At 53.5% G+C, this 23324-nt stretch carries 27 protein-coding genes, 1 tRNA gene and 2 pseudogenes; 18 read left to right on the forward strand and 12 right to left on the reverse strand.

The window, feature by feature from the left end; all coding sequences use genetic code 11:
* Window positions 1-7 precede the first annotated feature (7 nt).
* Entirely contained in the window at window positions 8-1399 is a 1392-nt protein-coding gene (locus ACOTYN_RS09125; RefSeq protein ID WP_023331710.1) for a glycoside-pentoside-hexuronide family transporter, read from the reverse strand.
* A 291-nt stretch (window positions 1400-1690) separates the two neighbouring features.
* Here ACOTYN_RS09125 and ACOTYN_RS09130 point away from each other — a divergent pair.
* Window positions 1691-1785: transfer RNA gene (locus tag ACOTYN_RS09130), tRNA-Sec, on the forward strand.
* Between the two features lie 362 nt (window positions 1786-2147).
* Here ACOTYN_RS09130 and ACOTYN_RS09135 read toward each other — a convergent pair.
* Window positions 2148-2354: a hypothetical protein gene (locus tag ACOTYN_RS09135; protein ID WP_071922740.1), complete on the reverse strand. Its 207-nt coding sequence runs from the start codon at window positions 2352-2354 to the stop codon at window positions 2148-2150.
* A 143-nt stretch (window positions 2355-2497) separates the two neighbouring features.
* Between ACOTYN_RS09135 and ACOTYN_RS09140 the strand changes: the two genes are divergently transcribed.
* Window positions 2498-3355 carry a WYL domain-containing protein gene (locus ACOTYN_RS09140; protein ID WP_071922741.1) on the forward strand — a complete coding sequence of 286 codons (858 nt, stop codon included), beginning with the start codon at window positions 2498-2500 and terminating at the stop codon, window positions 3353-3355.
* 12 nt (window positions 3356-3367) lie between these two features.
* On the opposite strand, the gene ACOTYN_RS09145 is transcribed toward ACOTYN_RS09140, so the two are convergent.
* Window positions 3368-3559 (reverse strand): toxin-antitoxin system HicB family antitoxin, encoded by a 192-nt coding sequence (locus tag ACOTYN_RS09145; RefSeq protein ID WP_061066867.1) that lies wholly within the window; start codon window positions 3557-3559, stop codon window positions 3368-3370.
* Between the two features lie 125 nt (window positions 3560-3684).
* Here ACOTYN_RS09145 and ACOTYN_RS09150 point away from each other — a divergent pair, with 125 nt between their 5' ends.
* From ACOTYN_RS09150 to ACOTYN_RS09165, 4 genes and pseudogenes are all read left to right on the forward strand, one after another.
* Window positions 3685-4026 carry a SymE family type I addiction module toxin gene (locus ACOTYN_RS09150; protein WP_032644385.1) on the forward strand — a complete coding sequence of 114 codons (342 nt, stop codon included), beginning with the start codon at window positions 3685-3687 and terminating at the stop codon, window positions 4024-4026.
* 104 nt (window positions 4027-4130) lie between these two features.
* Window positions 4131-4325 (forward strand): annotated as a pseudogene (locus ACOTYN_RS09155) (hydroxyacid dehydrogenase); the annotation flags it as partial.
* Window positions 4326-4579: 254 nt separating this feature from the next.
* Window positions 4580-4783, forward strand: a pseudogene (locus tag ACOTYN_RS09160) (type II toxin-antitoxin system RelE/ParE family toxin); the annotation flags it as partial.
* 49 nt (window positions 4784-4832) lie between these two features.
* Window positions 4833-5132, forward strand: coding sequence for a helix-turn-helix domain-containing protein (locus tag ACOTYN_RS09165; protein WP_071922742.1), 300 nt, complete (start codon window positions 4833-4835; stop codon window positions 5130-5132).
* A 29-nt stretch (window positions 5133-5161) separates the two neighbouring features.
* On the opposite strand, the gene ACOTYN_RS09170 is transcribed toward ACOTYN_RS09165, so the two are convergent.
* The 3 genes from ACOTYN_RS09170 to ACOTYN_RS09180 all read right to left on the reverse strand — a co-directional run bounded on the left by ACOTYN_RS09170 (window position 5162) and on the right by ACOTYN_RS09180 (window position 7302).
* Window positions 5162-5599: an acetyltransferase gene (locus ACOTYN_RS09170; protein WP_071922743.1), complete on the reverse strand. Its 438-nt coding sequence runs from the start codon at window positions 5597-5599 to the stop codon at window positions 5162-5164.
* 101 nt (window positions 5600-5700) lie between these two features.
* Entirely contained in the window at window positions 5701-6699 is a 999-nt protein-coding gene (locus tag ACOTYN_RS09175) for a class I SAM-dependent methyltransferase (protein WP_332957343.1), read from the reverse strand.
* A gap of 78 nt (window positions 6700-6777) precedes the next feature.
* Window positions 6778-7302, reverse strand: a complete 525-nt coding sequence (locus tag ACOTYN_RS09180; protein ID WP_014881956.1) for a lipocalin family protein — start codon at window positions 7300-7302, stop codon at window positions 6778-6780.
* Between the two features lie 117 nt (window positions 7303-7419).
* On the opposite strand from ACOTYN_RS09180, the gene ACOTYN_RS09185 reads away from it, so the two are divergent.
* From ACOTYN_RS09185 to ACOTYN_RS09205, 5 genes are all read left to right on the forward strand, one after another.
* Window positions 7420-8145, forward strand: coding sequence for a MerR family transcriptional regulator (locus ACOTYN_RS09185; RefSeq protein WP_071922745.1), 726 nt, complete (start codon window positions 7420-7422; stop codon window positions 8143-8145).
* Between the two features lie 99 nt (window positions 8146-8244).
* Window positions 8245-8655, forward strand: coding sequence for a hydroxyisourate hydrolase (uraH, locus tag ACOTYN_RS09190; protein ID WP_014881954.1), 411 nt, complete (start codon window positions 8245-8247; stop codon window positions 8653-8655).
* Between the two features lie 102 nt (window positions 8656-8757).
* Window positions 8758-9717 carry a YbgA family protein gene (locus ACOTYN_RS09195; RefSeq protein ID WP_047625359.1) on the forward strand — a complete coding sequence of 320 codons (960 nt, stop codon included), beginning with the start codon at window positions 8758-8760 and terminating at the stop codon, window positions 9715-9717.
* Window positions 9718-9863: 146 nt separating this feature from the next.
* Window positions 9864-10952: an AAA family ATPase gene (locus tag ACOTYN_RS09200; RefSeq protein WP_014881952.1), complete on the forward strand. Its 1089-nt coding sequence runs from the start codon at window positions 9864-9866 to the stop codon at window positions 10950-10952.
* A 94-nt stretch (window positions 10953-11046) separates the two neighbouring features.
* Window positions 11047-11850: a DUF4225 domain-containing protein gene (locus ACOTYN_RS09205; protein ID WP_023336509.1), complete on the forward strand. Its 804-nt coding sequence runs from the start codon at window positions 11047-11049 to the stop codon at window positions 11848-11850.
* Here ACOTYN_RS09205 and ACOTYN_RS09210 read toward each other — a convergent pair.
* From ACOTYN_RS09210 to ACOTYN_RS09230, 5 genes are all read right to left on the reverse strand, one after another.
* Window positions 11828-12157, reverse strand: a complete 330-nt coding sequence (locus tag ACOTYN_RS09210) for a hypothetical protein (RefSeq protein ID WP_023336508.1) — start codon at window positions 12155-12157, stop codon at window positions 11828-11830. The two genes, ACOTYN_RS09205 and ACOTYN_RS09210, sit on opposite strands and share 23 nt — an antisense overlap.
* Window positions 12158-12393: 236 nt before the next feature.
* Window positions 12394-13353: a GlxA family transcriptional regulator gene (locus tag ACOTYN_RS09215; RefSeq protein ID WP_023336507.1), complete on the reverse strand. Its 960-nt coding sequence runs from the start codon at window positions 13351-13353 to the stop codon at window positions 12394-12396.
* Window positions 13354-13379: 26 nt separating this feature from the next.
* Window positions 13380-14159 carry an MBL fold metallo-hydrolase gene (locus ACOTYN_RS09220; RefSeq protein ID WP_045269328.1) on the reverse strand — a complete coding sequence of 260 codons (780 nt, stop codon included), beginning with the start codon at window positions 14157-14159 and terminating at the stop codon, window positions 13380-13382.
* Between the two features lie 120 nt (window positions 14160-14279).
* Window positions 14280-15080, reverse strand: coding sequence for a lipoprotein NlpA (gene nlpA, locus ACOTYN_RS09225; protein WP_014881949.1), 801 nt, complete (start codon window positions 15078-15080; stop codon window positions 14280-14282).
* A 147-nt stretch (window positions 15081-15227) separates the two neighbouring features.
* Window positions 15228-15647, reverse strand: coding sequence for a GNAT family N-acetyltransferase (locus ACOTYN_RS09230; RefSeq protein ID WP_014881948.1), 420 nt, complete (start codon window positions 15645-15647; stop codon window positions 15228-15230).
* Window positions 15648-15787: 140 nt separating this feature from the next.
* Here ACOTYN_RS09230 and ACOTYN_RS09235 point away from each other — a divergent pair, with 140 nt between their 5' ends.
* Window positions 15788-16084 (forward strand): YicS family protein, encoded by a 297-nt coding sequence (locus ACOTYN_RS09235; RefSeq protein ID WP_014881947.1) that lies wholly within the window; start codon window positions 15788-15790, stop codon window positions 16082-16084.
* Between the two features lie 61 nt (window positions 16085-16145).
* Here ACOTYN_RS09235 and ACOTYN_RS09240 read toward each other — a convergent pair whose 3' ends face one another.
* Window positions 16146-17096, reverse strand: a complete 951-nt coding sequence (locus ACOTYN_RS09240; protein ID WP_014881946.1) for a LacI family DNA-binding transcriptional regulator — start codon at window positions 17094-17096, stop codon at window positions 16146-16148.
* 293 nt (window positions 17097-17389) lie between these two features.
* Here ACOTYN_RS09240 and ACOTYN_RS09245 point away from each other — a divergent pair, with 293 nt between their 5' ends.
* The 6 genes from ACOTYN_RS09245 to ACOTYN_RS09270 all read left to right on the forward strand — a co-directional run bounded on the left by ACOTYN_RS09245 (window position 17390) and on the right by ACOTYN_RS09270 (window position 23318).
* Window positions 17390-17704: a PTS sugar transporter subunit IIB gene (locus ACOTYN_RS09245; protein WP_014830072.1), complete on the forward strand. Its 315-nt coding sequence runs from the start codon at window positions 17390-17392 to the stop codon at window positions 17702-17704.
* An 11-nt stretch (window positions 17705-17715) separates the two neighbouring features.
* On the forward strand, window positions 17716-19041 hold the full coding sequence (locus ACOTYN_RS09250; protein WP_023331699.1) for a PTS sugar transporter subunit IIC: 1326 nt from the start codon (window positions 17716-17718) through the stop codon (window positions 19039-19041).
* Between the two features lie 17 nt (window positions 19042-19058).
* Window positions 19059-20435, forward strand: a complete 1377-nt coding sequence (locus tag ACOTYN_RS09255) for a glycoside hydrolase family 1 protein (protein ID WP_032635270.1) — start codon at window positions 19059-19061, stop codon at window positions 20433-20435.
* Between the two features lie 5 nt (window positions 20436-20440).
* Window positions 20441-20743: a PTS lactose/cellobiose transporter subunit IIA gene (locus ACOTYN_RS09260; protein ID WP_029741865.1), complete on the forward strand. Its 303-nt coding sequence runs from the start codon at window positions 20441-20443 to the stop codon at window positions 20741-20743.
* A 136-nt stretch (window positions 20744-20879) separates the two neighbouring features.
* Window positions 20880-22259, forward strand: a complete 1380-nt coding sequence (locus tag ACOTYN_RS09265) for a carbohydrate porin (RefSeq protein ID WP_014881942.1) — start codon at window positions 20880-20882, stop codon at window positions 22257-22259.
* A gap of 153 nt (window positions 22260-22412) precedes the next feature.
* Window positions 22413-23318 (forward strand): EamA family transporter, encoded by a 906-nt coding sequence (locus ACOTYN_RS09270; protein ID WP_047343385.1) that lies wholly within the window; start codon window positions 22413-22415, stop codon window positions 23316-23318.
* Window positions 23319-23324 lie beyond the last annotated feature (6 nt).

Genomic DNA, 23324 nt, shown 5'->3' on the forward strand with positions numbered 1-23324 from the left:
CGTCCTCTTAGTTCTGCAATTCTTTGCTGACCGGCAGGTTTTCAAACTCCTGCTGATTGCGGCGCGCACCCTGCGCCAGCTCGCCCAGGATTTTGGTCAGGAAGGGGGTTTTCAGCGTGTAGTAGCGTTTGGCGATAATGGCGCTCAGCACGTAGCAGACCGCCGGGGCCAGGGTAAACAGGCCGATAATGATGCTGATGGTCGCGCTGTTCTGGGTTTTGGCTGCCGCGTCGTAGCCGCCGCCTGCCAGCATCCAGCCGATCATCGCCCCGCCCAGCGCCAGGCCAAGCTTCAGCACGAACAGCGTGCCCGCAAAGCTGATCCCGGTCAGACGTTTGCCGTTGGTCCATTCGCCATAGTCGACGGTATCGGACATCATTACCCACTGGATCGGCGTCACCAGCTGGTGCAGCACGCCGATGACGAAGATAAAGGCGAACATCACCACGGTGGCATGCATCGGCACGAAGAACATCGCTACGCTCACCACCGCCAGCGCGGCGTTGGTCCACCAGAAAATGCTGACCTTACACTTCCAGTCGGTGAGCGGTTTCGCCAGCGCGGAGCCGATCAGGTTGCCGACGCAGTAGGTGGTGAGGAACGCGACGAACACTTCCGGCGAGCCCATGATCCAGGTGCAGTAGTACATCATCGCCCCGCCGCGCACGCAGACGGCGAGGATGTTGAGGATGGTCAGCACGCCAACGATGCGCCACTGATCGTTGCGCCAGATGTCGCGCAGGTCTTCCCGCATAGCGGTGGTGCTCGGCGGCACCTGGATGCGCTCTTTGGTGGTGAAGAAGCAGAACGCCAGCATCAGGAACGCGACCACCGACAGGACGGCGATCCCGCCCTGAAAGCCGAACGCTTTATCGTCGCCGCCGATCAGGTTCACCAGCGGCATCATCAGCACCGTGGAGAGCATGCCGCCCGCCGTCGCCAGCACGAAGCGCCAGGATTGCAGGGATATACGCTGCGTCGGGTCGTTGGTGATCACCCCGCCCAATGCGCAGTACGGGATGTTAACCACGGTATAGAGCAGGGTCAGCAGCGTATAGGTAATGGCGGCATACACCATTTTGCCGTTGAGGCTGAGATCCGGCGTGGTATAGGCCAGCACGCAGACGATGCCGAACGGGATGGCGCCGAACAAAATCCACGGGCGGAACTTGCCCCAGCGGCTGCGGGTGCGGTCGGCAATCAGCCCCATGCACGGGTCGGAGATTGCATCCAGCGCACGGGCGAGCAGGAACATGGTGCCGACAAACCCGGCGGGAATGCCGAAAATATCGGTGTAGAAAAACATCATATACAACATGACGTTATCAAAAATGATATGGCTGGCGGCGTCTCCCATGCCGTAGCCAATCTTCTCTTTTACTGACAATACTTCGCTCATCTTTTATTCATCCTTCACGCTGTAGGGGGCGCTGAGACCGGTTGCATTGGTTTTAAACCATTGTTTCATGAGCGGGTATTGCGTTTTCTGGTTAGCAGATTACGTTTCTTGTTTTTTGTGATCGCGGTAAATGTCGGAGAGCACAAAACGCTAACCTGAGGATTTTCTTAAGAATTAACTGAAACAGGGGGGTACAGGTCAAAAGAGAGGTGAAAAAAGTGTGTCGGGGTATGTGGTAAATGCCTGAAAGTAGCTATAATGCGCCCCGCCTCCATGTAGCAATGCAGGCGCGGAAGATCGTCATCTCCGGTGAGGTGGCTGGACTTCAAATCCAGTTGGGGACGCCAGCGTTCCCGGGCAGGTTCGACTCCTGTGATCTTCCGCCAATGACTCTCTCTTTTTAGAAATCTTTTTTTATTTTGCTGATAAAAAAAGGAAGAGATTTCTCTCCTCCCTTTCTCATTACTTTAATGTGGCAATGAACGCCAATGTGCGCACACATGTTCAAAACGACCTAAACGAAAACGGACGTAAGCGCAAACACGAACAATCTTTGAACGATTCATCACAATCTCCCAAGTATGTTAGGGAGGGATCTCTAGATAAAATGGTGCTAAAAGAGTATAATTTTTTAGCTTTAGAATTATGCTCCGGGATGGAGACCTCCCGTATGGCATCCTCACTAAGGTGTTCCACCACCTATAGTGACTAGCACCACAAGTAGCTGTTACCGTTCCACCGGTAATGGCTATTTTTCTTTTCGGACTCCTTTAAACGGAGTTTTGTCTGCCTTCACATCCATAAAACGTCCAGTTTCTGTATCACGCTTGACCCAATGACCGCTTGCAGTTTGGCACTGGCTACGCTCACGCACAGCACCGATTCGCTTGCCATCACCGTATGGTTTGTTAACTGCCATTTTCATTTCCTCAAAATACTGACTTTTTGCCAGCATTTAGGATTATACCCTGGATCTACGAAGGATCAAGCAAAAGCAAGATCATTTTGATCGCATCTATGGCCTCAATCTGATCTTTAGTCTATCATAAACACCATATGTAGTAGATTACTAGCGTAACACGTTCTACGGAGGGTAACATGAATCCGATATCAACTTTTATACCGCACGATAGCGATCGGCTGAGATACATTGAATTTTCCTTAATATATAAAGGTGAGGTATCCCGCTCTTCATTAATGGAGGCCTTCAATATAAAAGAAGCATCAGCCACAAGAGATATTAATAAATATAATGAAATTACTGAAGGTAAAAACAGTTACTTCGATTCAAAAACAAAGAAACATATTATAAATGATGAGTTTTTTTCGCCATATTATAATTTAAACGATATTGATGTCCTTTGCTGGATAAAATCTGAAAAAATAGAAAAAACAAATATTAATTATATTTATAGATGTCAGCGCCTTAATATACCTAGCAAAGAAGCATTTGCTCCAATAACTAGAGCTATTACACAAAAAAAGAAGGTAGAAATTGACTATCTTTCTGTTACGAGTGGAAAATCAAAAAGGATTATTACTCCCCATAGTCTATTCGATGATGGCTTAAAGATATATGTGCGCGCTTATGATAGTAAGTACAAGAAATTCATCAGTTTTTCTCCATCTCGAATAACTAAAGCTAACCTATTGAATGTTAATGTTGAAAAAGGAGAGGCTATAGGTGATGATATTGAGTGGAATAATATTGTTGAACTAGAAATAGTTCCACACCCAAGAATAAAGTTCAAAGACACCATCGAATATGAATATAAAATGATTAGGGGCTCTTTAATTGTGAAAGTACGCGAAGCGACGGCAGGATTCTATCTAAGAGCATGGAACGTTGACTGTTCTTTTGATGCAATATTAAATTCTGAGATTTACCAACTGCATCTAAAAAATCATGCTCAGTATGCTAAAAAAGATTTCATGTTTCTAGCTCCAACAGAGTGAATTAGATTTTTACTAGCCTAAAGGTTTTATCCCTTTCGCGCGCAAAGCCTCCCTCGCCAGTTCTTTCAACCAACTGGCGAGACTCACCCCTTCCTCAGCCGCCACAGCATCCAGCTGTTCCTTCAATGCCGGATCAATACGCATCTTAAACTGCGGAGACTGCCCACCGCCTTTTGGTTTTTTTTCGCGCGATATGATTGACATGAGGCCACCTATCCATCTACTCTGCCATATATAGGAGGCCACCTAAACCTCCTCTACTAACAACGCCCCGATGTGCGGGAACACAGCCGGAGCGTCTAACCTCACCAACTATCAAGGAGTTGATTATGGCTGATTCGCATTCTACCCCAGACACCGACCAATCCGGAACCGAGCGTTCGTTAATTGTGGGATATCGCCCGAATGTTTTCGACAAATCCACGCCCAATATCATTCTGTCCGGCAAGTGGCTTCGCGCCGCAGGCTTTGATACTGGACAGCAGGTCACGGTCAAGGTGATGAAAGGGTGCATCGTTCTGGTGGCGTATAACGAGCAGGAGCAGCGGTTGCAGGACGATTATAAACGGACGAAAGCAAAGCTCGTTGAGATAGAGAACGCACTCGCAGCGATTCAAATTCAGCATCCTGGAAAGCGCCTCGTAAAATCAAATACAAACCACCTGGCTTAGCGGCGGTTTCTGGCTTCCTGAAGGCAGGCAAGGTTATTCGTTAAGAAGACGGAGCCGACATGGTTGATAAAAACAAAATCTAATTTCCGGCTGGTGAATTTGTTATGTTGCCAGTGAGGACGGTACGGTTTGCATCACATGTCGCTTTGAACATGAAACGCTCTGGCTGTCGCAAGCAGCCATTGCGGCTCTTTAGCAAGTCTCTCCTCAAGCCATTACTGAGCATATTAAAGCCGTTTACGAAGAAGGTAGCCTGAATAAAAACAACATGTAAGGCTTACTTACAAGTTCAGCAAGAAAGTGGCTGGTAAATGGAAAAAGAATTTAAAGAGTAGCCATAATCATGCTGCCCCCCTACCTTCCTTGCCAGCATGACTCTAAAAAACACAGGAAGACGCCTCGCAATTTCTCACTAATACAATCATTTAGATGCCCCGTATTTGTCATACTTCTGCCACTCGCTACCTGGTTGCCAATGACAGCCATTGCATTTATTAACTACAGCTTATATCCTGTATATAAGCTATAGCTTATCATGGAAGAGAGCATGTGGATGGTACTGTTCGGAAAGGTGTTTGAGCTATGGTTGCCTGAACAGGAAGAAGGGTTACAGGAAAAGGTACTGGCAGCCATGCTAAATCTACAAAACTATGGACCTCATCTTCCCTATGCCGATACTGTAAAAGGCTCGCAATATAAGAATATGAAAGAGTTAGGTATTCAATATGCTGGCCGTCCGATTCGTGCTTTGTTCGCATTGCAGATGATGAATTTACCCGGCATCTGACAAGTCTGGAGACAGCCAAGTGAAAACCCTAAATGAATTAATTGCATCACGCTCACCGGAAAGCCAACAACGAATTAAAGAAATGGCAGAGGAAATGATCCTTGAAACGGGTCTGCAACTTTTACGTGAAGAGCTCAGACTTTCGCAAAAAAATGTTGCCGAGCTAATGGGGGTGAGCCAGCCCGCAGTAACACAAATAGAGCAACGTGGAAATGAACTAAAAATTGCCACGCTTAAGCGCTACATTGAGGCAATGGGTGGGAAACTTTGTATCGACGTTGAACTTCCCACAGGAAAACGCATTGCATTTCATATCTAACAAGTGTGATTCCTGCGTTAAATAAATATTTACTTAGCCAACCGCATATGCAGCAACGGAAACGCATTCCCCTGCCCGTCAAGTTCCGAGCGCCCGACCTGCTCAAATCCCATATGCCGATAAAAGGCGACTCCCTGCGGATTCTGCTCATTCACGTCCACCTCGTTCGCGCCGAACTCTGCGATGGCGTGTTTAAGCAGCAGTTTACCGACCCCCTTCCCGCGACTCGCATCATCCACAAACAACATTTCAATGCGGTTTTCATCCACGCCTAAAAAGCCGTGAATAACGCCTGCGTCATCGCGGGCTATCACGACCTTGAGGTTGGGCAGGTACGCGTTGAGCAATAGCGGACGCAGCGCCGCAATATCGCTTTCCTGTAAAAAGTGATGGGTGGCGCGGACGGAGGATTCCCAGATCGCGACCAGGCGTTCGAAGTGGGAGGGGTGTGCGGTTTCGATTTTCATGGGGGGATCATGATTGGAAAACCGAACAATATCAAGCCACTCCTTGCGGTCAGTTCCCCCTCACCCTAACCCTCTCCCTCAGGGAGAGGGAATAAACAGTGCTACACCCTCACTTCCATCACCGCATAAACCCCGTCCTTCGGCACGACCACGGTGACGTTTTCCACCGGTACGCCCTCCGCCAGGTGAATATCCTGCAGCTGCTGTAGCGTCCTCGGGTGGATATCCTCCCAGCCGATACCGCGCAGCACAAAGTCAATCTGCGGGCTGCTGGTCAGCATGTTTGAGACAATCACCGCCCCGCCGGGCTTGACCAGCCGCAGCGCGCGCTGGAGAAAAATCACCGCGTCGGCGTCGTTGAAGTATTCGAAAATCCCCAGCGCGTCGACCAGTTCGGCCTGATGCTCGCCCAGCTCCAGCAGCAGGTCCTCGTTACGCACCAGCGTGTGCACCAGGTTGCGCCTGAGCAGGGTCAGCTGTTCGCCCACCACAATGCCTTCCTGCGCCGCCATGGTTTCGGCCCAGCTAAGCGCCACGGGGTCTTTATCCACCAGCGTGAGATAGACCTGCTGGCCATCGAGCTTTGCTTCGCGCAGCGCCTCCAGCACCGGAATGGCGGCGCCGCTTGCCAGGCTGACCCAGTTGTTCTCACTCTCATTGTGAATGTACTTCTCCACCAGCGCGGCAAGCACCCGGGCGCGGGAGCGCACGCCGATGGCGTCGTTCGCGTGGATAAACCACTGGCGACTGTCGCTGTCCATCTTTGTGCCGTCCGGCAGGCGATCCTCAAGCGGGTTTTGCACCACAAACAGCGCCAGCGCGGAGGGCACCAGCCGGGTGCGCCATGCGGTAAGCGCCGGACGGTTGCGAAAGGCCTGTTCGGAATAGCGGTTCTGCGGGACAAGCACGGCCTGCCCTCCTTCTTCGTACTCAACCAGTGGAGGACGGAGCGCTGGCTCGGCTTTCAGCGCCCGATCGAGCGCAGCGATTTCACGGGCAGCATCGTCTTTCATCGGCCACTGGTCGCTGACGTCGGGAAAGGACGCACTGAAAATCGTCATGTTTTTCGGTGCGTCACCACGAAAAGGCTGCCAGATCATAACGTCTTCCCTCCGTTGGGCTTTTAACGGAAGTCTATCCAGGCGAGTCCGTAATACCCTACGAAGAAAGCACGATCTTTACTGCTTCACCCACACCAGTTGGTCAACCCGGAAGCCCAGACTGCGCGCGGTGTTCAGGTAATCCTGCTTCACCGCATCCGGGATGGTCGGCGTGCGTGACAAAATCCACAGATAATCGCGGTTCGGGCCGCTGACCAGCGCGTACTGGTACTTGTCGTCCAGTTTGATTACGTTATACCCGCCGTAGAACGGACCGAAGAACGACACCTTCAGCGCGGCGGTGGTCGGCTCGCCGGTGAAGTACGCTTTCCCCTCACTTTCATTCCACTTGTTTTTCACCGGATCGTAACCCCGGTTCAGCACGCTGATACCGCCGTCGCTGCGCTTGCCGTAGGTGGCGGTCACCTGCTCCAGACCGCGTTCAAAGCGGTTTTCCAGGCGCGCGACTTCGTACCATTTGCCGAGATAACGGCTAGCTTCAAAATGAGTAATAGGCTGCACGCCTTTCGGCGGCGTAGGGGATTTACAGGCAACCAGGGTCAGCGCAATGGCAACACCGGTCACAACAGGCCATAGCTTCATGAGAATTCCTTTCATTTGCACGGTTGGATGTTAAGTGTAGTGCACCGTTTCGGCGCTTCATCCCGTTCGGGAAAATTCGTAGTATATTGAGAGTATTCCTCCACTCTGGACACGGACATGGCTTACTCCATCGGCGAATTCGCCAGACTCAGCGGCATTACCGCCACCACCCTCCGGGCGTGGCAGCGTCGCTACGGTTTACTCAAGCCACAGCGCACGGAAGGCGGTCACCGCCAGTACAGCGATGAGGACGTCCAGCAGGCGCTGAAAATCCTCGACTGGGTCAAAAAAGGCGTCCCAATCGGCCAGGTCAAACCGCTGCTGGAGCGCCCGACGCTGGGGCGGACCAACAACTGGCAAACCCTGCAGCAGAACATGCTGCAGCGCCTGCAGGACGGCAAAGTCGAATCCCTGCGCCAGATGATTTACGACGCCGGACGCGAGTACCCAAGACCAGAGCTGGTCGCGAACGTGCTGCGTCCGCTGCGCAGCCAGGTCTCGGCTAACGTTGCCGCCGCCATGACCCTGCGCGCGCTCCTCGACGGCATCATCATCGCCTACACCTCGTTTTGTCTCGAAGGTGATAAGAAAGCGCCGGGCGACAATATTCTGCTCAGCGGCTGGCATCTCAACGACCCGTGCGAGATCTGGCTCGAGGCCTTAACGCGCACCGGTCAGGGTCACCGGATCGACATCCTGCCGGTTCCCCCTGCCACGCTGGCTCCGGAGATTTTCCCGGAGCGAAAATGGCTTCTGGTCACCAGCGGCAAACTTACCGCCGGACGAAAAAAGCAGCTGGAGCAGTGGCAGCAGCAGGTATCGCTTGAAGTGATTATCCTCTGATCATTTTCTGCTGTGGGAATCTTCACGAAAAGTTGAATATTTTACCGCGCCGCAGATGCTAACGTTTTCCTGTGACGAATAACTCCACAGGAAAACACCATGAAAAAAACAACCCCTCTGCTGTTCCTGGCCGCCATGGCCTTTGCCCCTGCCGCCTTTAGCGCCCCTGCCGGCACGCTGAGCGTCCACATTCTCGACCAGCAAACCGGGATGCCGCCATCAGACGTGACCGTTACGCTGGAGAAGCAGCAGCAGGACAAATGGACCCCGGTTGCCAGCGGCAAAACCGACCACGACGGACGTATTAAATCGCTCTATCCGCAGGACCAGGACATGCAGCCTGGCGTGTATAAAGTGACCTTTAAAACCGCAGAGTACTTCCACGGCAAAAAGCTGGACACCTTCTTCCCGGAGATCCCGGTGCTGTTTACCGTGACCCGCACCAACGAAAAGCTGCACATCCCGCTTCTGCTGAGTCAGTACGGTTACTCGACCTACAAGGGCAGTTAAGACGCATTGATTCTAAAGGAATAAAAAAAATAGTTCCGCGAATACTTGGACAAATTAGTCATGTTGTGTAAGTTTTAATTATATGAACGGGAGGACCACACCATGACAACGAAACCTGTGCTCGGTATTAGCGGATGTTTGACCGGCTCCGCCGTACGCTTTGACGGCGGACACAAGCGTATGGGCTTCGTTATGGATGAGCTGGCCCAGTGGGTAAATTTCCGCCCCGTCTGCCCGGAAATGGCGATCGGGCTGCCGACGCCTCGCCCGGCCATACGCCTGACGCTGACGGACAGCGGCGAGACGCAGCTCCGTTTCAGCAAGCCGCCTCATGATGACCTCACGCAGAAAATGGTCGAATTTACGGCGGACTATCTGCCAAAAATCGGCGATCTTTCGGGATTTATCGTCTGTGCAAAATCCCCAAGCTGTGGCCTGGAACGCGTGCGGCTGTACGATGAAAACGGCAACCGGGGCCGCAAGGAGGGCGTCGGGCTGTTCACCGCCGCCCTTCTTGAAACCTACCCGTGGCTGCCCGTCGAGGAAGATGGTCGGCTGCACGACCCTGTGCTACGGGAAAACTTTATTGAGCGGGTATTTGCCCTGCACGAGCTAAACACGCTGCGCGCTAAAGGTCTGACGCGACGTGGGCTGCTGGATTTCCACAGCCGCTATAAGTTGCAGCTGCTGGCGCACCATCAGGCGGGCTACCGTGAAATCGGCCCGTTCGTTGCCTCGCTGCACGAATGGGAAGACCTGGACGCCTTCTTTGTGGCGTACCGGGAAAAGCTGATGACCATCCTGAAAAAACCGGCTTCGCGGAAGAACCACACCAACGTGCTGATGCATATTCAGGGGTATTTCCGCAACCAGCTAAACACCCGCCAGCGCGGTGAGCTGCGCGACGTGATCCTGCACTATCGCAACGGGCAGTTACCTATTCTCGCCCCGATCACGCTGCTGAAGCACTACCTGGCCGAATATCCTGACCGGTATCTGATGACGCAAAACTACTTTGATCCCTATCCTGATGATTTGGGTCTGCGTCTGGCAGTCAAGTGATCACAAAAATGCGAAGGCCCCATTGACCCGTAGAGGCCCAAAGCAGTACCCCGTTTAGACGACATCCTCACTGTCGTCTCTTTTTTGCATTTAACCTCAAAGACTGTGATTATATACAGGCTTATTCTGCAAAAAAGGGCCTGCCCGTGATCAACACCCTGCACATTCAAAACTACCGCTCCATACGCGAGATGTCGCTTGAGCTGGAGCAGCTAAACATCGTCTTCGGCCCGAACGGTACCGGGAAATCCAATATTTACAAGGCGATACACCTGATGCACAGCGCCGCCCAGGGGCAGTTCTCCCAGGCGCTGGCGAACGAGGGCGGCATTCTGAAGGTGTTCTGGGCAGGCAAAACCCGCAGCGACCAGCTGCGGCGGATGAACCTGGCGGTGGAAACCGAGACCTACGAATACGAGCTGCAGGTCGGGTTTGTGGAGAGGCTGCCTTACCCTTCGCAGTTTCAGCTCGATCCGGTGATCAAAGAGGAGTCCATCTGGCTGAGCGGCCAGCATCGACGCCCGTCGTCACAGCTGATGAAGCGTAAGAATCAGGCGGTGTTTCTGAATAACGTGCATCACGAGAAAGTGACCCACAGCGGCACGCTGTACGAGAACGAATCGGTGTTCGGGCAGCTCGGCGAACCGCATCTTTACCCGGAAGTGTCGCAGATGCGCGAGTCCCTGCGTAACTGGCGCTTTTATCATGAGTTTTCCGTCTCATCAGGCTCGGCGATGCGTGCCCCGCAGGTCGGGTTCCGTTCCCCGGTGCTGGCCAGCGACGGTGCCAACCTGGCGGCGGCGTTTCAGACCATCGTGGAGATTGGCGACGAACTGCTCCTGATGCGCATCCTCGACCAGGCCTTCCCCGGCTGCGTGTTTTACAGCGACAACACCGGCGGACGTTTTCGCATGATGATGCAGCGCGAGGGGCTGAGCCGCCCGCTGGAACCGGCGGAGTTCTCCGACGGCACCCTGCGCTTTCTGTGCCTGGCGGTGGCGCTGTTAAGCCCGCGCCCACCGGCGTTTATCGCGTTGAACGAACCGGAAAACAGCCTGCATCCGCAGATGCTCCCCGCGCTGGCGAGCTTAATCGCCGAGGCCAGCCGCTACTCGCAGATCTGGCTCACCAGCCACTCGCCGGAGCTGGCGAAGTTGATTGAGAAACAGCGATCGTTTTCGCTGTACCAGCTGTCGATGGCGGAGGGGGAGACGAAGGTGGAGAGGCTGGGGTAGGCCTTCTATCTCGCAATACATTTTCCAATTTATTGTTGCCAGTTTCTGCTGGCAGGATAATCTGTAAGTGTTGGTTATCAGATGAGAAATTTAAATGGATATTGCACTTTTCCCTGGCCAGAACGCCCGTGCGTGGGCTGAAACCATGATAAATCTTGAAGCCCGGAAGCTTATCAATACTGCGAATATAGTCGGCGGACAACATCTCAGCGACGGACTTGCACGGATTAAATTTATGGATGATATCCGGCAGTTTGTGATGCAACAATTTAGTGCAACCCGGGCAGCCAGAAGTGATGAGGAGTGCATGGAATGCCTGAAAAACATCCGGGCTGAGAACGAAAGCCTTCTTGAGCAAAGTGGAATGATTCGCTCCCGTACAGCTCAGCTTTTTGCTCAGATCGAACTGGTTAAAGAAAATAATAAAGTCGTCGGTTACGTTATCTCGTCGATTAAGGTTGTTCTTTCAGGGTTACAGATTGTTGCAGGTGTAGGTGCAATGATGACAATGAATCCAGTAGGTGCGCTTGCAGGAGCGATTCTGGTGATGGATGGGGCAAATGGCATTTCAAAAGAAATTAACAGAACGCTTCAACATCAACCAAACTCCGAAGGGATGCTGGCAGATGGTGTCATGGATATCGCTCAGTTTATGGGATTTAAACGTGAATCAGCTCTGGGAGTATTCAACAGCGTAAACCTGGCAGCAAGCGTCTATACGGTATTTGGCGCTATACGAAAACCCGAATCATGGCGTCTGTTTCGCTATCTCCCCCTGGATTTCTACCGCAAAGTCGACGGAATGAATCGCGCAGCGCTCACGATGAAAATTGTTGGCTGGGGTGTCTCTGCAAAAGTCTCGTTTGATTTAATTTCTAATGCATCTGGCCAGAACTAATGTATTTCTTTCTGTAGCGCCAGGCTTTGTAGGTAATGACCGGGGGTTGAAAAAACCAGACGATAATCAATACGATGAAAAGAGAAATGCCCCCGGAAACAACATTGTAATGCTCAGCGAAAAAAAGAAGCGCCAGGAAAATCAGAGCCACGGCCGCAGTAATACACAAGACCATGAGAAATCGCTTACCTAACTCAAGCACGACCTCTAGCAAGGATGAACCATAACGGTTAATGTTCCGGTTCAAATACGCTAATTCTTTTGCGGTAAAGCCTGATTCAAGTAACTGCGTTTCAATATTGTTCATGCCACTACCTTTTCTTCTGGAAAGTAACGAGGAATATCTTAACCGGAAGAGAGGCGTCTTGTAACCAGTCTGACGTATCTGCATCAAACAGCAAAAAAAATCAGGATCACGCTAAAAAGACACTGGCGGCCATAGTAGAAAACTAAACCTACGGGGTTTAAGTCACGCTCGTTAGAATCGTTTGTAAACATCAGCCAGAAGATGTCACCCACTCCTTTTTATTTCGCGCAAAGGAATTATGAAGACGGGTGAATGCGAAACGTCTTTCGCCACTCCGCAGGACTTACCCCAAAACGCGCCTTAAACTGCTGTCGCCAGGTGACGGCAGAATTAAATCCCACCAGCTCGGCTACGCGTTCAATCGGCATATTTCCGGCTTCAAGCAGGATCTGGCTACGCCGCAGGCGTTCGGCGGTAAGCCAGTCGGCGACGCTCATTCCCGTGGCTTTAATAAAGTGACGGGTCAGCGTGCGGCGGCTCATCGAAACCACCTCCGCCAGCGAGTCCAGGCTATGCGGTTCGGTGATGTGCTGCTGTAGATAGTCGATCAGGCAATTGATACGTGCATCGCGGGTGTCATTCGGAACAGGCTGAGCAATAAACTGCGCCTGACCGCCCTCGCGGTGCGGCGGCACAATCATCCGCCGGGCAATCTGGTTGGCGACCACGCTGCCAAAGCGCTGACGAATGATATACAGGCAGCAGTCCAGCGCAGCCGCGGTTCCGGCAGAGGTGATGATATTGCCGTCATCCACGTAGAGGGCGTTGATATCCAGCTGGACGTGCGGAAAGAGCGACTGGAACTGATTTTCGAACTCCCAGTGGGTGGCTGCGCGCTTGCCGTCGAGAATGCCCGCATAGCCCAGCACAAACGACCCCAGACACAGCCCGACGATTTCCGCGCCGTTGTCTCTCGCCTGCACCAGGCTGTCGAGCAGCGTCTGAGGCGGGCGTTCGAGGACGTGCTGCCAGTAGGGAACAACGACTATATCGGCCCGACCAATGGCGGTGTAGTCCTGCGTGGCGTTGAGGGCGAACCCGTCTTTTGAGGTGAGGAACCCCGGCGTTTCGGCGCAAATCGTCACGTTAAAGCGCTTTTCGCCGGAGACGGAATCGCCAAACAGAATGCAGGGAACGGAGTAGTGGAACGGGCTGAACCCGTCTACCGCGACAATCGCGACGTTGATTAGCGACATCTGTCTCTCCTTTCCCTTTAACGCACTCAGAATATAACGGTTTCGCCATCCTGGGGAATGGTCACTGCGTCACTCACCTGATTGGCTTCAACGTACTCACGCAGCGCGCTGCGGGTCAGCAGGCAGTGGTTGATGGCTTCCATATGGCTCGCCACTATTTTGGCCTGTGGGAGCAGGAAATGAACGTTGAGCACATCCTCCTGCCCCATAATAATGGGGCCAAAACCAATGACGTGTGCATAGCCTGCGTTCAGTACCACCACGTCCGGCTGGTGCTTTTGCAGATCGGCCGCCACCGCGTCACGCCAGACGGTATCCCCGGCAAGATAAAGCGTCTTCTCATCAGGATGACGCAGCACCACGCCACAGGCCTCGCCCAGACGCTCCGCCAGCTCCGGCACGGCGTAAGCCCGGTCGGTACCGTGTTGGCCGCCGTGGGTTTTAGCAATCTGAATCCCGTCGAAGGTGGTCGCGTCAGTCATGACCGTCAGGTTGTTAAACCCCTGGCTGCGCAGCAGCGCGGCGTCACGATCGTTTTGCACGTAGATCGGTTTGTCTTTGGCGATCAGCTCCGCCGCGGTGCGATCCCAGTGATCGTCATGGGTATGGGTGACGATCACCGCGTCGGCGTTCAGCAGCGTGTTGACGTCAACAGGGAGTTCGACCGTCGGGTTACGGCGTTCGGCATGCGCCGTGCCGGGAAAGCCCGGATAAGCATCTTTCGGGGCCAGCATCGGGTCGATTAAAAGACGTTTCCCGGCGTAGGTAATCAGCAGGGTGGCGTTGCGAATTTGGGTAATGTTCATGGGCTATCCTCCGGTTGGTGTGATAAGGAGGATAGCCCGACGTCGCAGGCCACGCTGTGGGTTAAAGGGCGATTACCGATGGAATCGGGCCAATTTAAACTCCGCGTTTTCAGGCAGAATTTACCAGCCCGGTACCGCTCCGCCGTTAAAGATCGTCTCAGCCGCTTTCGCCACTTCCGGTGACTGATACGACTGGATAAATTCCTTCACGTTCTCCGCGTCTTTGTTGTCTTCGCGTGCCACCACGATGTTCACGTACGGCGAATTTTTATCTTCTATAAAGACGCTGTCATGCACTGGCGACAGCCCGGTTTGCTGAAGATAGGTGGTGCTGATGATGGCGACATCCACTTTGGGATCGTCCAGCACGCGCGGCAGCTGCGCCCCTTCCAGCTCCATGATGTTCAGATGTTTAGGGTTAGCGGTAATATCCAGCGCCGTCGGCAGCAGGCCGGTGTCTGGCTTCAGGGTAATGAGCTTCTCTTTTTGCAGCAGCAACAGCGCACGACCAAGGTTGGTTGGGTCGTTTGGAATGGCAATGGTCGCACCGTTCTTCAGGTCCGAAACGGATTTGATTTTGCGTGAATAACCGGCCATCGGGAACACGAAGGTATTCGCCACGGCAACCAGCTTGTAGCCATGCGCCTTGTTATCTTCTGCAAGGAACGGACGGTGCTGAAAGACATTGGCATCCAGCTCCCCCTGGTTGGTAGCATCGTTAGGCAATAGCGAGCCGCTGAAGCCGACCAGCTCCACGTCCAGGCCATATTTCTCTTTCGCCACCTTTTTGGCGACTTCCGCCACGTCCTGCTCGGCGCCGTTGATGACGCCTACTTTAATGTGTCTGGCATCGCTGCCGTTTTGATCGCACCCTGCCAGCAGCAGGCCAGCGAGGACCAGCGCACCCAATCGACGTTTCACGAGACAGTTCCTTTTGCTGAATGTTTCAATGACTATATCGACAACGAGGCGGGGAAATAAAAAACGAAAAAGAATCAATAAGAAGGATAAGTTATATGCGGGTATCGCCGGGTGGCTCTGCGCTTCCCCGGCCCGCAGAATCAGAATTTAAAGCGCTTTCGTCAGGTAATGACGCTGCATACCCGGGTATGGGTAATCCTGCAAAGACATCTGCAGCTGGTAGCCCTGTTTTTCATAGAACGGGCGCGCCTGGAAGCTAACGGTATCCACCAGCGCGTGCTTGCAGCCTTTACGCCTGGCTTCATTTTCCGCCGTGTTGATAAGCTGGCTGCCCACACCGCTGCCCCGCACGGTATCGCTCACCCAGAGATAGTCGATATTCAGCCAGTCGCCTTTACGTACGCCAATTAAGCCGCCCAGCATGACGCCCTTTTCGTCTCGAACGTAAACGCCTATGTCACCGCTAAAGTTCGTCAAATCGAGGAACCGTCCGTTATAGGCTCTCAGACCCACAAGTAGCTCTTCTTTTTCCTGCGGCGTGACGGCGTCAGTAATGCTCAAGTGCATATTTTCTCTCCTTGTTTTTAGTGCCGTCTCACTATCGCACACCGGTGGCGTGGAGAAAATTCATACTTTCGACTGGCGTCGCTACACTGAATGTAACGATATATTTCATGGGAAGCATGTGACTTCTAAAGGGGGTTTTGATGAAAGCTGCGCACCTGGTCTGCCTGCTGGTTTGTCTGCTCTTCGCCGCGTTTGTCCATGCTCAGGAAAAGGATGACCCCGCGAAAGAGGCGCAAATAAAGCAGCAGGTTCTTAAAGATATTAAGAAAACCTGTACGCCACAGAGAAAGCAGAGCGATAAAGCCTGGCAGGAGATGATTTTGTCGTCCGAGGCCAATCAGTTGCTGATCAAAAATGCCGTTACCGCCGTCAAGCGCGACAATCTGGATGCTTACTGGGCGGCGATTGGTCAGGTGGACTGTATGGAAGATTATTGAGGGCTGGAAACGTGCTTCTCGCCGGGTGGCGGCTGCGCCTTACCCGGCCTACACAACATTTTTAACGCTTACGCACATCCGGAATAATTAAATCCCCGCGCAGCACATACGAACCCAGCATCTGCGTTTTCTCCGTCAGCCAGCTCACGATACGCGCCGCCATGGCATCCATGGAATATTCAATGGCCGGGATCACCGGAATACCCGGCAGGTGCAGGGATCCAGCAAGGCTGAAGACCATAATGTCTTCCGGCACGGATTTATTAAACGCCTGCAGCTGTGGGATCACTCGCTGGGCTTCTTGCTCGTCCGCCACCAGTAATGCGTTGAAATTCAGCGTGCTGGCGTTGTTAAGCAGCTCCTGTAGCGCAACGGACGAGGAGGTCGCGTCCATAAAGACGAGGTTGCGATTAAAGGGCAGGAAATTTTTCTCCAGCGCATGTTTGTAGCCGAGCAGCACCTGATCGGCAAAACCGCTGCCGTGCGGGTGGATCAGGGCAATCTGGCGACGACCCTGGCTGGTCAGGTAGTTACAGGCGGTTTCAGCGGCAAAGGCGTGATCGAACTGGATGCTATTGGAATTATCGGACTCCATACAGTCCACGAGGATGACGTTGTCCATATCCACGTCCAGCGGGAAACGCGCGCCGATGACGAGGATGTCATCACACAAACCGCAGGAGAGCTCTTCGAGCGCATTCATTACTTCGGCTTTGCTATGCGCGAAGCGCAGCAGCAGGTGTTTTTGATGCTGGCTGAGATGTTTTTCCAGCGCGTACAAATAACCGGTGGTCTGGTTAATATTTTCCTGTGCGCAAATGACGCCGATACATCCCGTCGACTGGCTCAGCAGCGACTGGGCAATCACATTAGGCCGGTAGTTAAGCTCATCCACTGCCTTCAGAACGGCCTGACGGCTGGCTTCCTTTACGCCACGCGACCCACTCAACACTCGCGATACCGTGGCTTTAGATACCCCGGCAAGACGTGATACATCATTGATTGTCGACATCTCTTTCCCCTGACAGGCTTACCTCGCGCCTGCAAATTCCATGACCGCTTCGGCTCATATTATAGCCAGAACGGAGTATATCCGTTTCCGTTTTCCATGGAAACCGATTTTCCGTTTCCACTCAAAATGATGTCAAAACAGCCAAATTATGTGACATGCATCCGGTTAATTAGCCTCATAAGTAAGGGATCTTGATGGTTGTCACACTTCTGTCTTTTATGAATGGAAACCGGTTTCCCTATAATGTCCAATCATTCCCGCAATAACTTTTTACATTTAGAGGATGGTTGTCGATGTTCAAGATTATGCTGTGCTGCTCTGCCGGGATGTCCACCAGCCTGTTGGTCAGCAAAATGGTCGATGTCGCGAAAGAACGTGGTTTGCCGGTGAAAATAGATGCGTACGGTGTTTCCGAATTTGATACGCAGTTTCCGCAATACCAGGTGGTGCTTCTCGGACCACAAGTGAAATACATGTTACAGACACTCTCAGACAAGGCGGCTACGAAAGGCATTCCGGTCCAGCCCATCGACATGATGGACTACGGCATGCAGCGTGGCGATAAAGTACTGGACTATGCTCTGTCGCTCATCGAAGCGGCACACTAAAAGGTGTTCACATGAGTTCGTTATATCAATCCATGGTCGCGGTGATTGAGCAGTCAATTACCCCGCTGGCCGCCAAACTTGGTCAGCAAAAGTATGTGATTGCTATCCGCGACGGCTTTACCGCCGCGCTGCCGTTCATGATCATCGGCTCGTTTATGCTGGTGTTCATCTTCCCGCCGTTTTCGGCGGATACTACCAATAGCTTTGCGCGCGGCTGGCTGGATTTCTCCCAGACTTACCGCGAACAGCTGATGCTGCCGTTTAACCTCAGCATGGGCGTGATGACCTTCTTCATCTCGGTGGGGATTGGGGCGAGCCTGGGGCGCCAGTTTAACCTCGACCCGGTGATGTCCGGCCTGCTGGCATTTATGGCCTTCCTGCTGGTCGCCGCGCCGTATGCCGACGGTAAAATCTCGACCCAGTATCTCTCCGGCCAGGGCATTTTTACCGCGCTGATCACCGCCATCTACGCCACCCGCGTTTATGCGTGGCTGAAGCAGAACAACGTCACCATCCGCCTGCCGAAAGAAGTACCGACCGGCGTGGCGCGTTCGTTTGAGATCCTGATCCCGGTGATGGTGGTGATCGGTACCCTGCATCCGTTGAATCTGTTCATCGAAGCGCAAACCGGCATGATTATCCCGCAGGCGATCATGCACCTGCTGGAGCCGCTGGTCTCTGCCTCCGACTCCCTGCCCGCTATTCTGCTCTCCGTGCTGCTGTGCCAGATCTTCTGGTTCGCCGGTATCCACGGCTCGCTGATTGTCACCGGCATCATGAACCCGTTCTGGATGGCGAACCTCTCGGCAAACCAGGCGGCACTGGCGGCCGGCGCGGCGCTGCCGCACGTATACCTGCAGGGCTTCTGGGATCACTACCTGCTGATTGGCGGCGTAGGCTCCACGTTACCCCTGGCGTTCCTGCTGCTGCGCAGCCGCGTGACCCATCTGCGCACCATCGGCAAAATGGGCGTGGTGCCCAGCTTCTTTAACATCAACGAACCGATTCTGTTCGGCGCGCCGATCATCATGAACCCGATGCTGTTCATTCCGTTCGTGTGCGTTCCGCTGATCAACGCCTGTCTGGCGTATGCGGCAACCAAACTCGGCTGGCTGGCGCAGGTCGTCTCGTTAACCCCGTGGACCACCCCGGCACCGATTGGCGCCTCGTGGGCGGCGAACTGGGCGCTGAGCCCGGTGGTGATGTGCCTTGTGTGTATGGTGATGTCCGCGCTGATGTATCTGCCTTTCCTGCGTGCCTATGAGCGTACGCTGATGAAAAACGAAGAGCAGAAAGCGCAGGCGACCGTCGGTGCTGCCGAAACCGCAAGCAATTAAGTCAAAGAGGAAAGGTCATGAAATACGCATTTCCCGATAACTTCTGGTGGGGCAGCGCAAGCTCCGCTCTCCAGACGGAAGGGGCAAGAGAGGGCGAAACCACGTGGGATTACTGGTTTGCCCGCGAGCCAAACCGTTTTCACAACGGCGTGGGGCCGCAGCAGACCTCCACGTTTTATCAGCACTGGAAAACGGACATTCAGCTGTTAAAGAAGCTGAACCACAACAGCTTTCGTACCTCGATTAGCTGGGCGCGCCTGATCCCTGACGGTATCGGTGAAGTGAACCCGGAAGCGGTCGATTTTTATCATCAGGTCATTGATGAGTTGAATGAACAGGGTATCACGCCGTTTATTACCCTGTTCCATTTCGACATGCCGATGGCGATGCAAGCGATCGGTGGCTGGGAAAACCGAGAAGTCGTGGACGCATACGCCCGCTATGCGCAGATTTGCTTCGAGCTGTTTGGCGATCGCGTGCTGCACTGGTTTACCTTCAACGAGCCGATCGTCCCGGTGGAAGGCGGCTATCTGTACGACTTCCACTACCCGAACGTGGTGGATTTTCGTCGGGCAGCCACCGTGGCGTATCACACCGTGCTGGCCCACGCAAAGGCGGTTCAGGCCTACCGCGCCGGTCACTACGCGGGGGAAATCGGCATCGTATTAAACCTGACGCCGTCCTATCCGCGCTCGCAAAACCCGGCGGACGTGAAGGCGGCACACATTGCGGATCTGATGTTTAACCGCAGCTTCCTCGACCCGGTCCTGCGCGGCGAATACCCGGCGGACCTGGTTGCGCTGCTGAAGGCATACGATCAGCTGCCTGCCTGTAAGCCGGAAGATAGCGCCCTGATCGCGGAAGGGAAAATCGACCTGCTCGGCGTGAACTACTATCAGCCGCGCCGCGTTAAGTGTCGTGACAGCGCGGTGAACCCACAGGCGCCGTTTATGCCGGAGTGGTTCTTTGATAACTACGAAATGCCGGGCCGCAAGATGAACCCGTACCGCGGCTGGGAAATCTACGCGCCGGGTATTTACGATATTCTGGTTAACCTGCGTGATAATTACGGCAACCCGCGCTGCTTTATTTCGGAAAACGGCATGGGTGTCGAAAATGAACAGCGTTTTATTGAAAATGGCCAGATTAACGATAAATACCGCATCGAGTTTATTTCTGAGCATTTAACGTGGCTGCATAAAGGGATTAGCGAGGGCTGCAATTGTCTTGGCTACCATATGTGGACGTTTATTGATAACTGGTCATGGTGTAATGCGTATAAAAATCGCTACGGGTTTATTCAGCTCGATGTAGAGACGCAGCAGCGCACCATTAAGAAAAGCGGAGAGTGGTTTGCCGCCACCGCCTTAAATAATAGTTTTGAACAAGAGTAATGATGATGATCGCACTAGAAGAAGCCGTAATGGAAATTATCGTCAATGCCGGACAGTCCCGCAGCCTGTGCTTTGAAGCCCTGCACGCTGCACGTCAGGGCAACATTGACGAGGCCAAAAGTCTGCTGCGCGAAGCCGATGGCTACGCGCGCCAGGCGCACAAGATGCAAACCAAACTGATTGAGCAGGATGCTGGCGAAGGCCGCCAGCCGATGACCTTAATTATGGTTCATGCCCAGGATCATTTAATGAACTCCTTATTAGCGCGTGAATTATCCGAAGAAATTATTCATTTATATCAGAGATAGTCTATGGCGAAATAATTAATGTAATACCTCTGTACCCTAAATAGAGATCCACTTGTTCTGATGATAGCGACATACTCTGTCAGATCGGAGCGGGATGGTTATTGTCTGAATAAAATTAAACTATATTGAGATAACCATGAATACGATTAAAAAACTTCCATTAACCATGGCGGTTATCGCCGCGCTTTGCCCAATTTCTGTACTCGCACAAGAATTTACGCAGGAGCAAATCGACGCCATTGTGGCTAAAGCGGTGGACAAAGCGCTGGCCGAGCGGCAGGCCAAAATGGATGCGGCGGTCGCGAAAAAGGCAGACGTGGTGACCGAGCCGCAAAGCGCGGCGCAATCCCCGGATATGGCGATCCCGTTCGGGGTGAAATTTACCGGTTACGCCCGCTACGGCGCGCACTTCCAGGCCGCCGATCAGAAATACGTGGCGGTGGACGGTTCCTACAACGGCGCCTCCGCGATTGGTCGTCTGGGTAACGAGGGCAACGGTGGGGAATTCCAGCTCTCTAAAGCCTTCAAGGGTGATAACGGCGCCATTTGGGACATCAACGTGATGATCGACCACTGGGGCGACGAAGTTAACCTGAAAAAAGCCTACGCGGGCGTGACCAACATTATGGCCTCCAACCCGAACGCCTATTTCTGGGCGGGTCGTGACTTCCATCAGCGTCCACAGCAGGGCATTAACGATTACTTCTGGATGAACCACGACGGCCAGGGTGCCGGTGTGAAAAACTTCGATATCGGCGGCGTGCAGTTTGACGTCGCTGCCGTGGCGGCGGTGGAATCCTGTAGCCCGGAAGTGATGGAGGATGAAGCCAACCCATCGCGCATCACCTGTACCGGCGGTTCCGGCACGGGCGACAAAGGCAACTACGCCGCGACGTCAAAAATTCATGGCATGAAGCTCGGCCCGATCGACATGGAGCTGTACGCTAACTACGGCTTTGACTCCAAAGCGGTTGAAAGCGACGAGCGCCTGAACGCCTGGCAGGGCGGCGTGGTGCTGAGCCACACCAACGACAGCGGCGTGAACAAGGTGATCGCGCGTTACTCCGATAATGCGGACAACAGCGTGTTCAACAAAACCGAGGATCTGACCACGGTTTACGCCAGCTTCGAAGGGTTATACAAATTCACCCAGGCCACGCAGGTAGAGTACATCCTCGCCTTCCACGACTACGACAACAGTCGTGATAAGACCGACAACCGTAAGAACTACAACGCCATCGTGCGCCCAATGCACTGGTGGAACGACGTTCACTCCACCTGGCTCGAAGCGGGCTGGCAGCACGTTGATTATGACAACGGCGGCGATAACAAGGGCTGGAAGCTGACCCTGTCGCAGAACATGTCTATCGCCATGGGTCCGGAGTTCCGTCCAATGCTGCGCTTCTACGTGACCGGCGGCAAAGTGGATAACGAACGCACCGCCCGCGTGAATAATACCAAAGACGAAACGCTGGACGACTTCAACGTCGGCGCGATGTGGGAGGCGTGGTTCTAGCAAGGTAAACGCAAAACGGCAACGCAACGTTGCCGTTTTTAGTGTTTTCTCCCTCTCCCCGTGGGAGAGGGCTGGGGTGAGGGCATCAGGCCGCACACAACCCGGCAAGATCCCATGTTATGCTACAAAAAAATCAACATAGCAGGGGAGAACATGGGTTCCACACGCAAAGGGATGTTAAACGTCCTGATCGCCGCCGTTTTATGGGGAAGTTCAGGGGTTTGCGCGCAGTACATCATGGAGAAAAGCCACATTTCTTCGCCTTACCTGACTATGGTTCGCCTGCTGTTTACCGGCGTGATCCTGCTGACGCTTTCTTTCGTTCACGGCGACAAGATTTTCTCGGTCATCAAGCATCGCAAAGATGCCCTCAGCCTGCTGTTCTTCTCTCTGGTTGGCGCGCTTACTGTGCAGCTCACCTTCCTGCTGACGATTGAAAAATCCAACGCGGCGACCGCCACCGTGCTGCAGTTTCTGTCACCGACCATTATCGTGGCCTGGTTTGCGCTGGCGCGAAAAAAGCGTCCCGGCGTGTTTGTCCTGTCAGCGATTTTTACGTCGTTGATAGGTACTTTCCTGCTGGTGACTCACGGCGACCCGACCTCGCTCTCCATCTCCCCTGCCGCGCTGTTCTTCGGTATCGCCTCGGCCTTTGCCGCCGCGTTTTACACCACGTATCCCTCAACACTTATTGCCCGCTACGGCACGCTGCCGATTGTCGGCTGGAGTATGTTGATTGCCGGGCTCATGCTGACGCCGTTCTACGCCGGACGCGGGACCACCTTTGTGATTGACGGCGGCCTGCTGCTGGCCTTCTTCTACCTGGTGGTAATCGGTACGGCGCTAACATTTAGCCTGTATCTGAAAGGCGCACAGATGATTGGCGGGCCGAAGGCAAGCATTCTGAGCTGCGCCGAGCCGCTGAGCAGCGCATTACTGTCGGTGGTTTTGCTGGGTGTGGCGTTCACCCTGCCGGACTGGCTGGGGACGCTGTTGATTGTGTCGTCGGTGGTGTTGATTTCGATGGATTCGCGTAGAAGGGTTAAGGCATCGGTGTAGCCTGAT

Source organism: Enterobacter cloacae complex sp. IR5458, from assembly GCF_049238025.1.
GTDB classification, from domain to species: Bacteria; Pseudomonadota; Gammaproteobacteria; order Enterobacterales; family Enterobacteriaceae; genus Enterobacter; species Enterobacter kobei.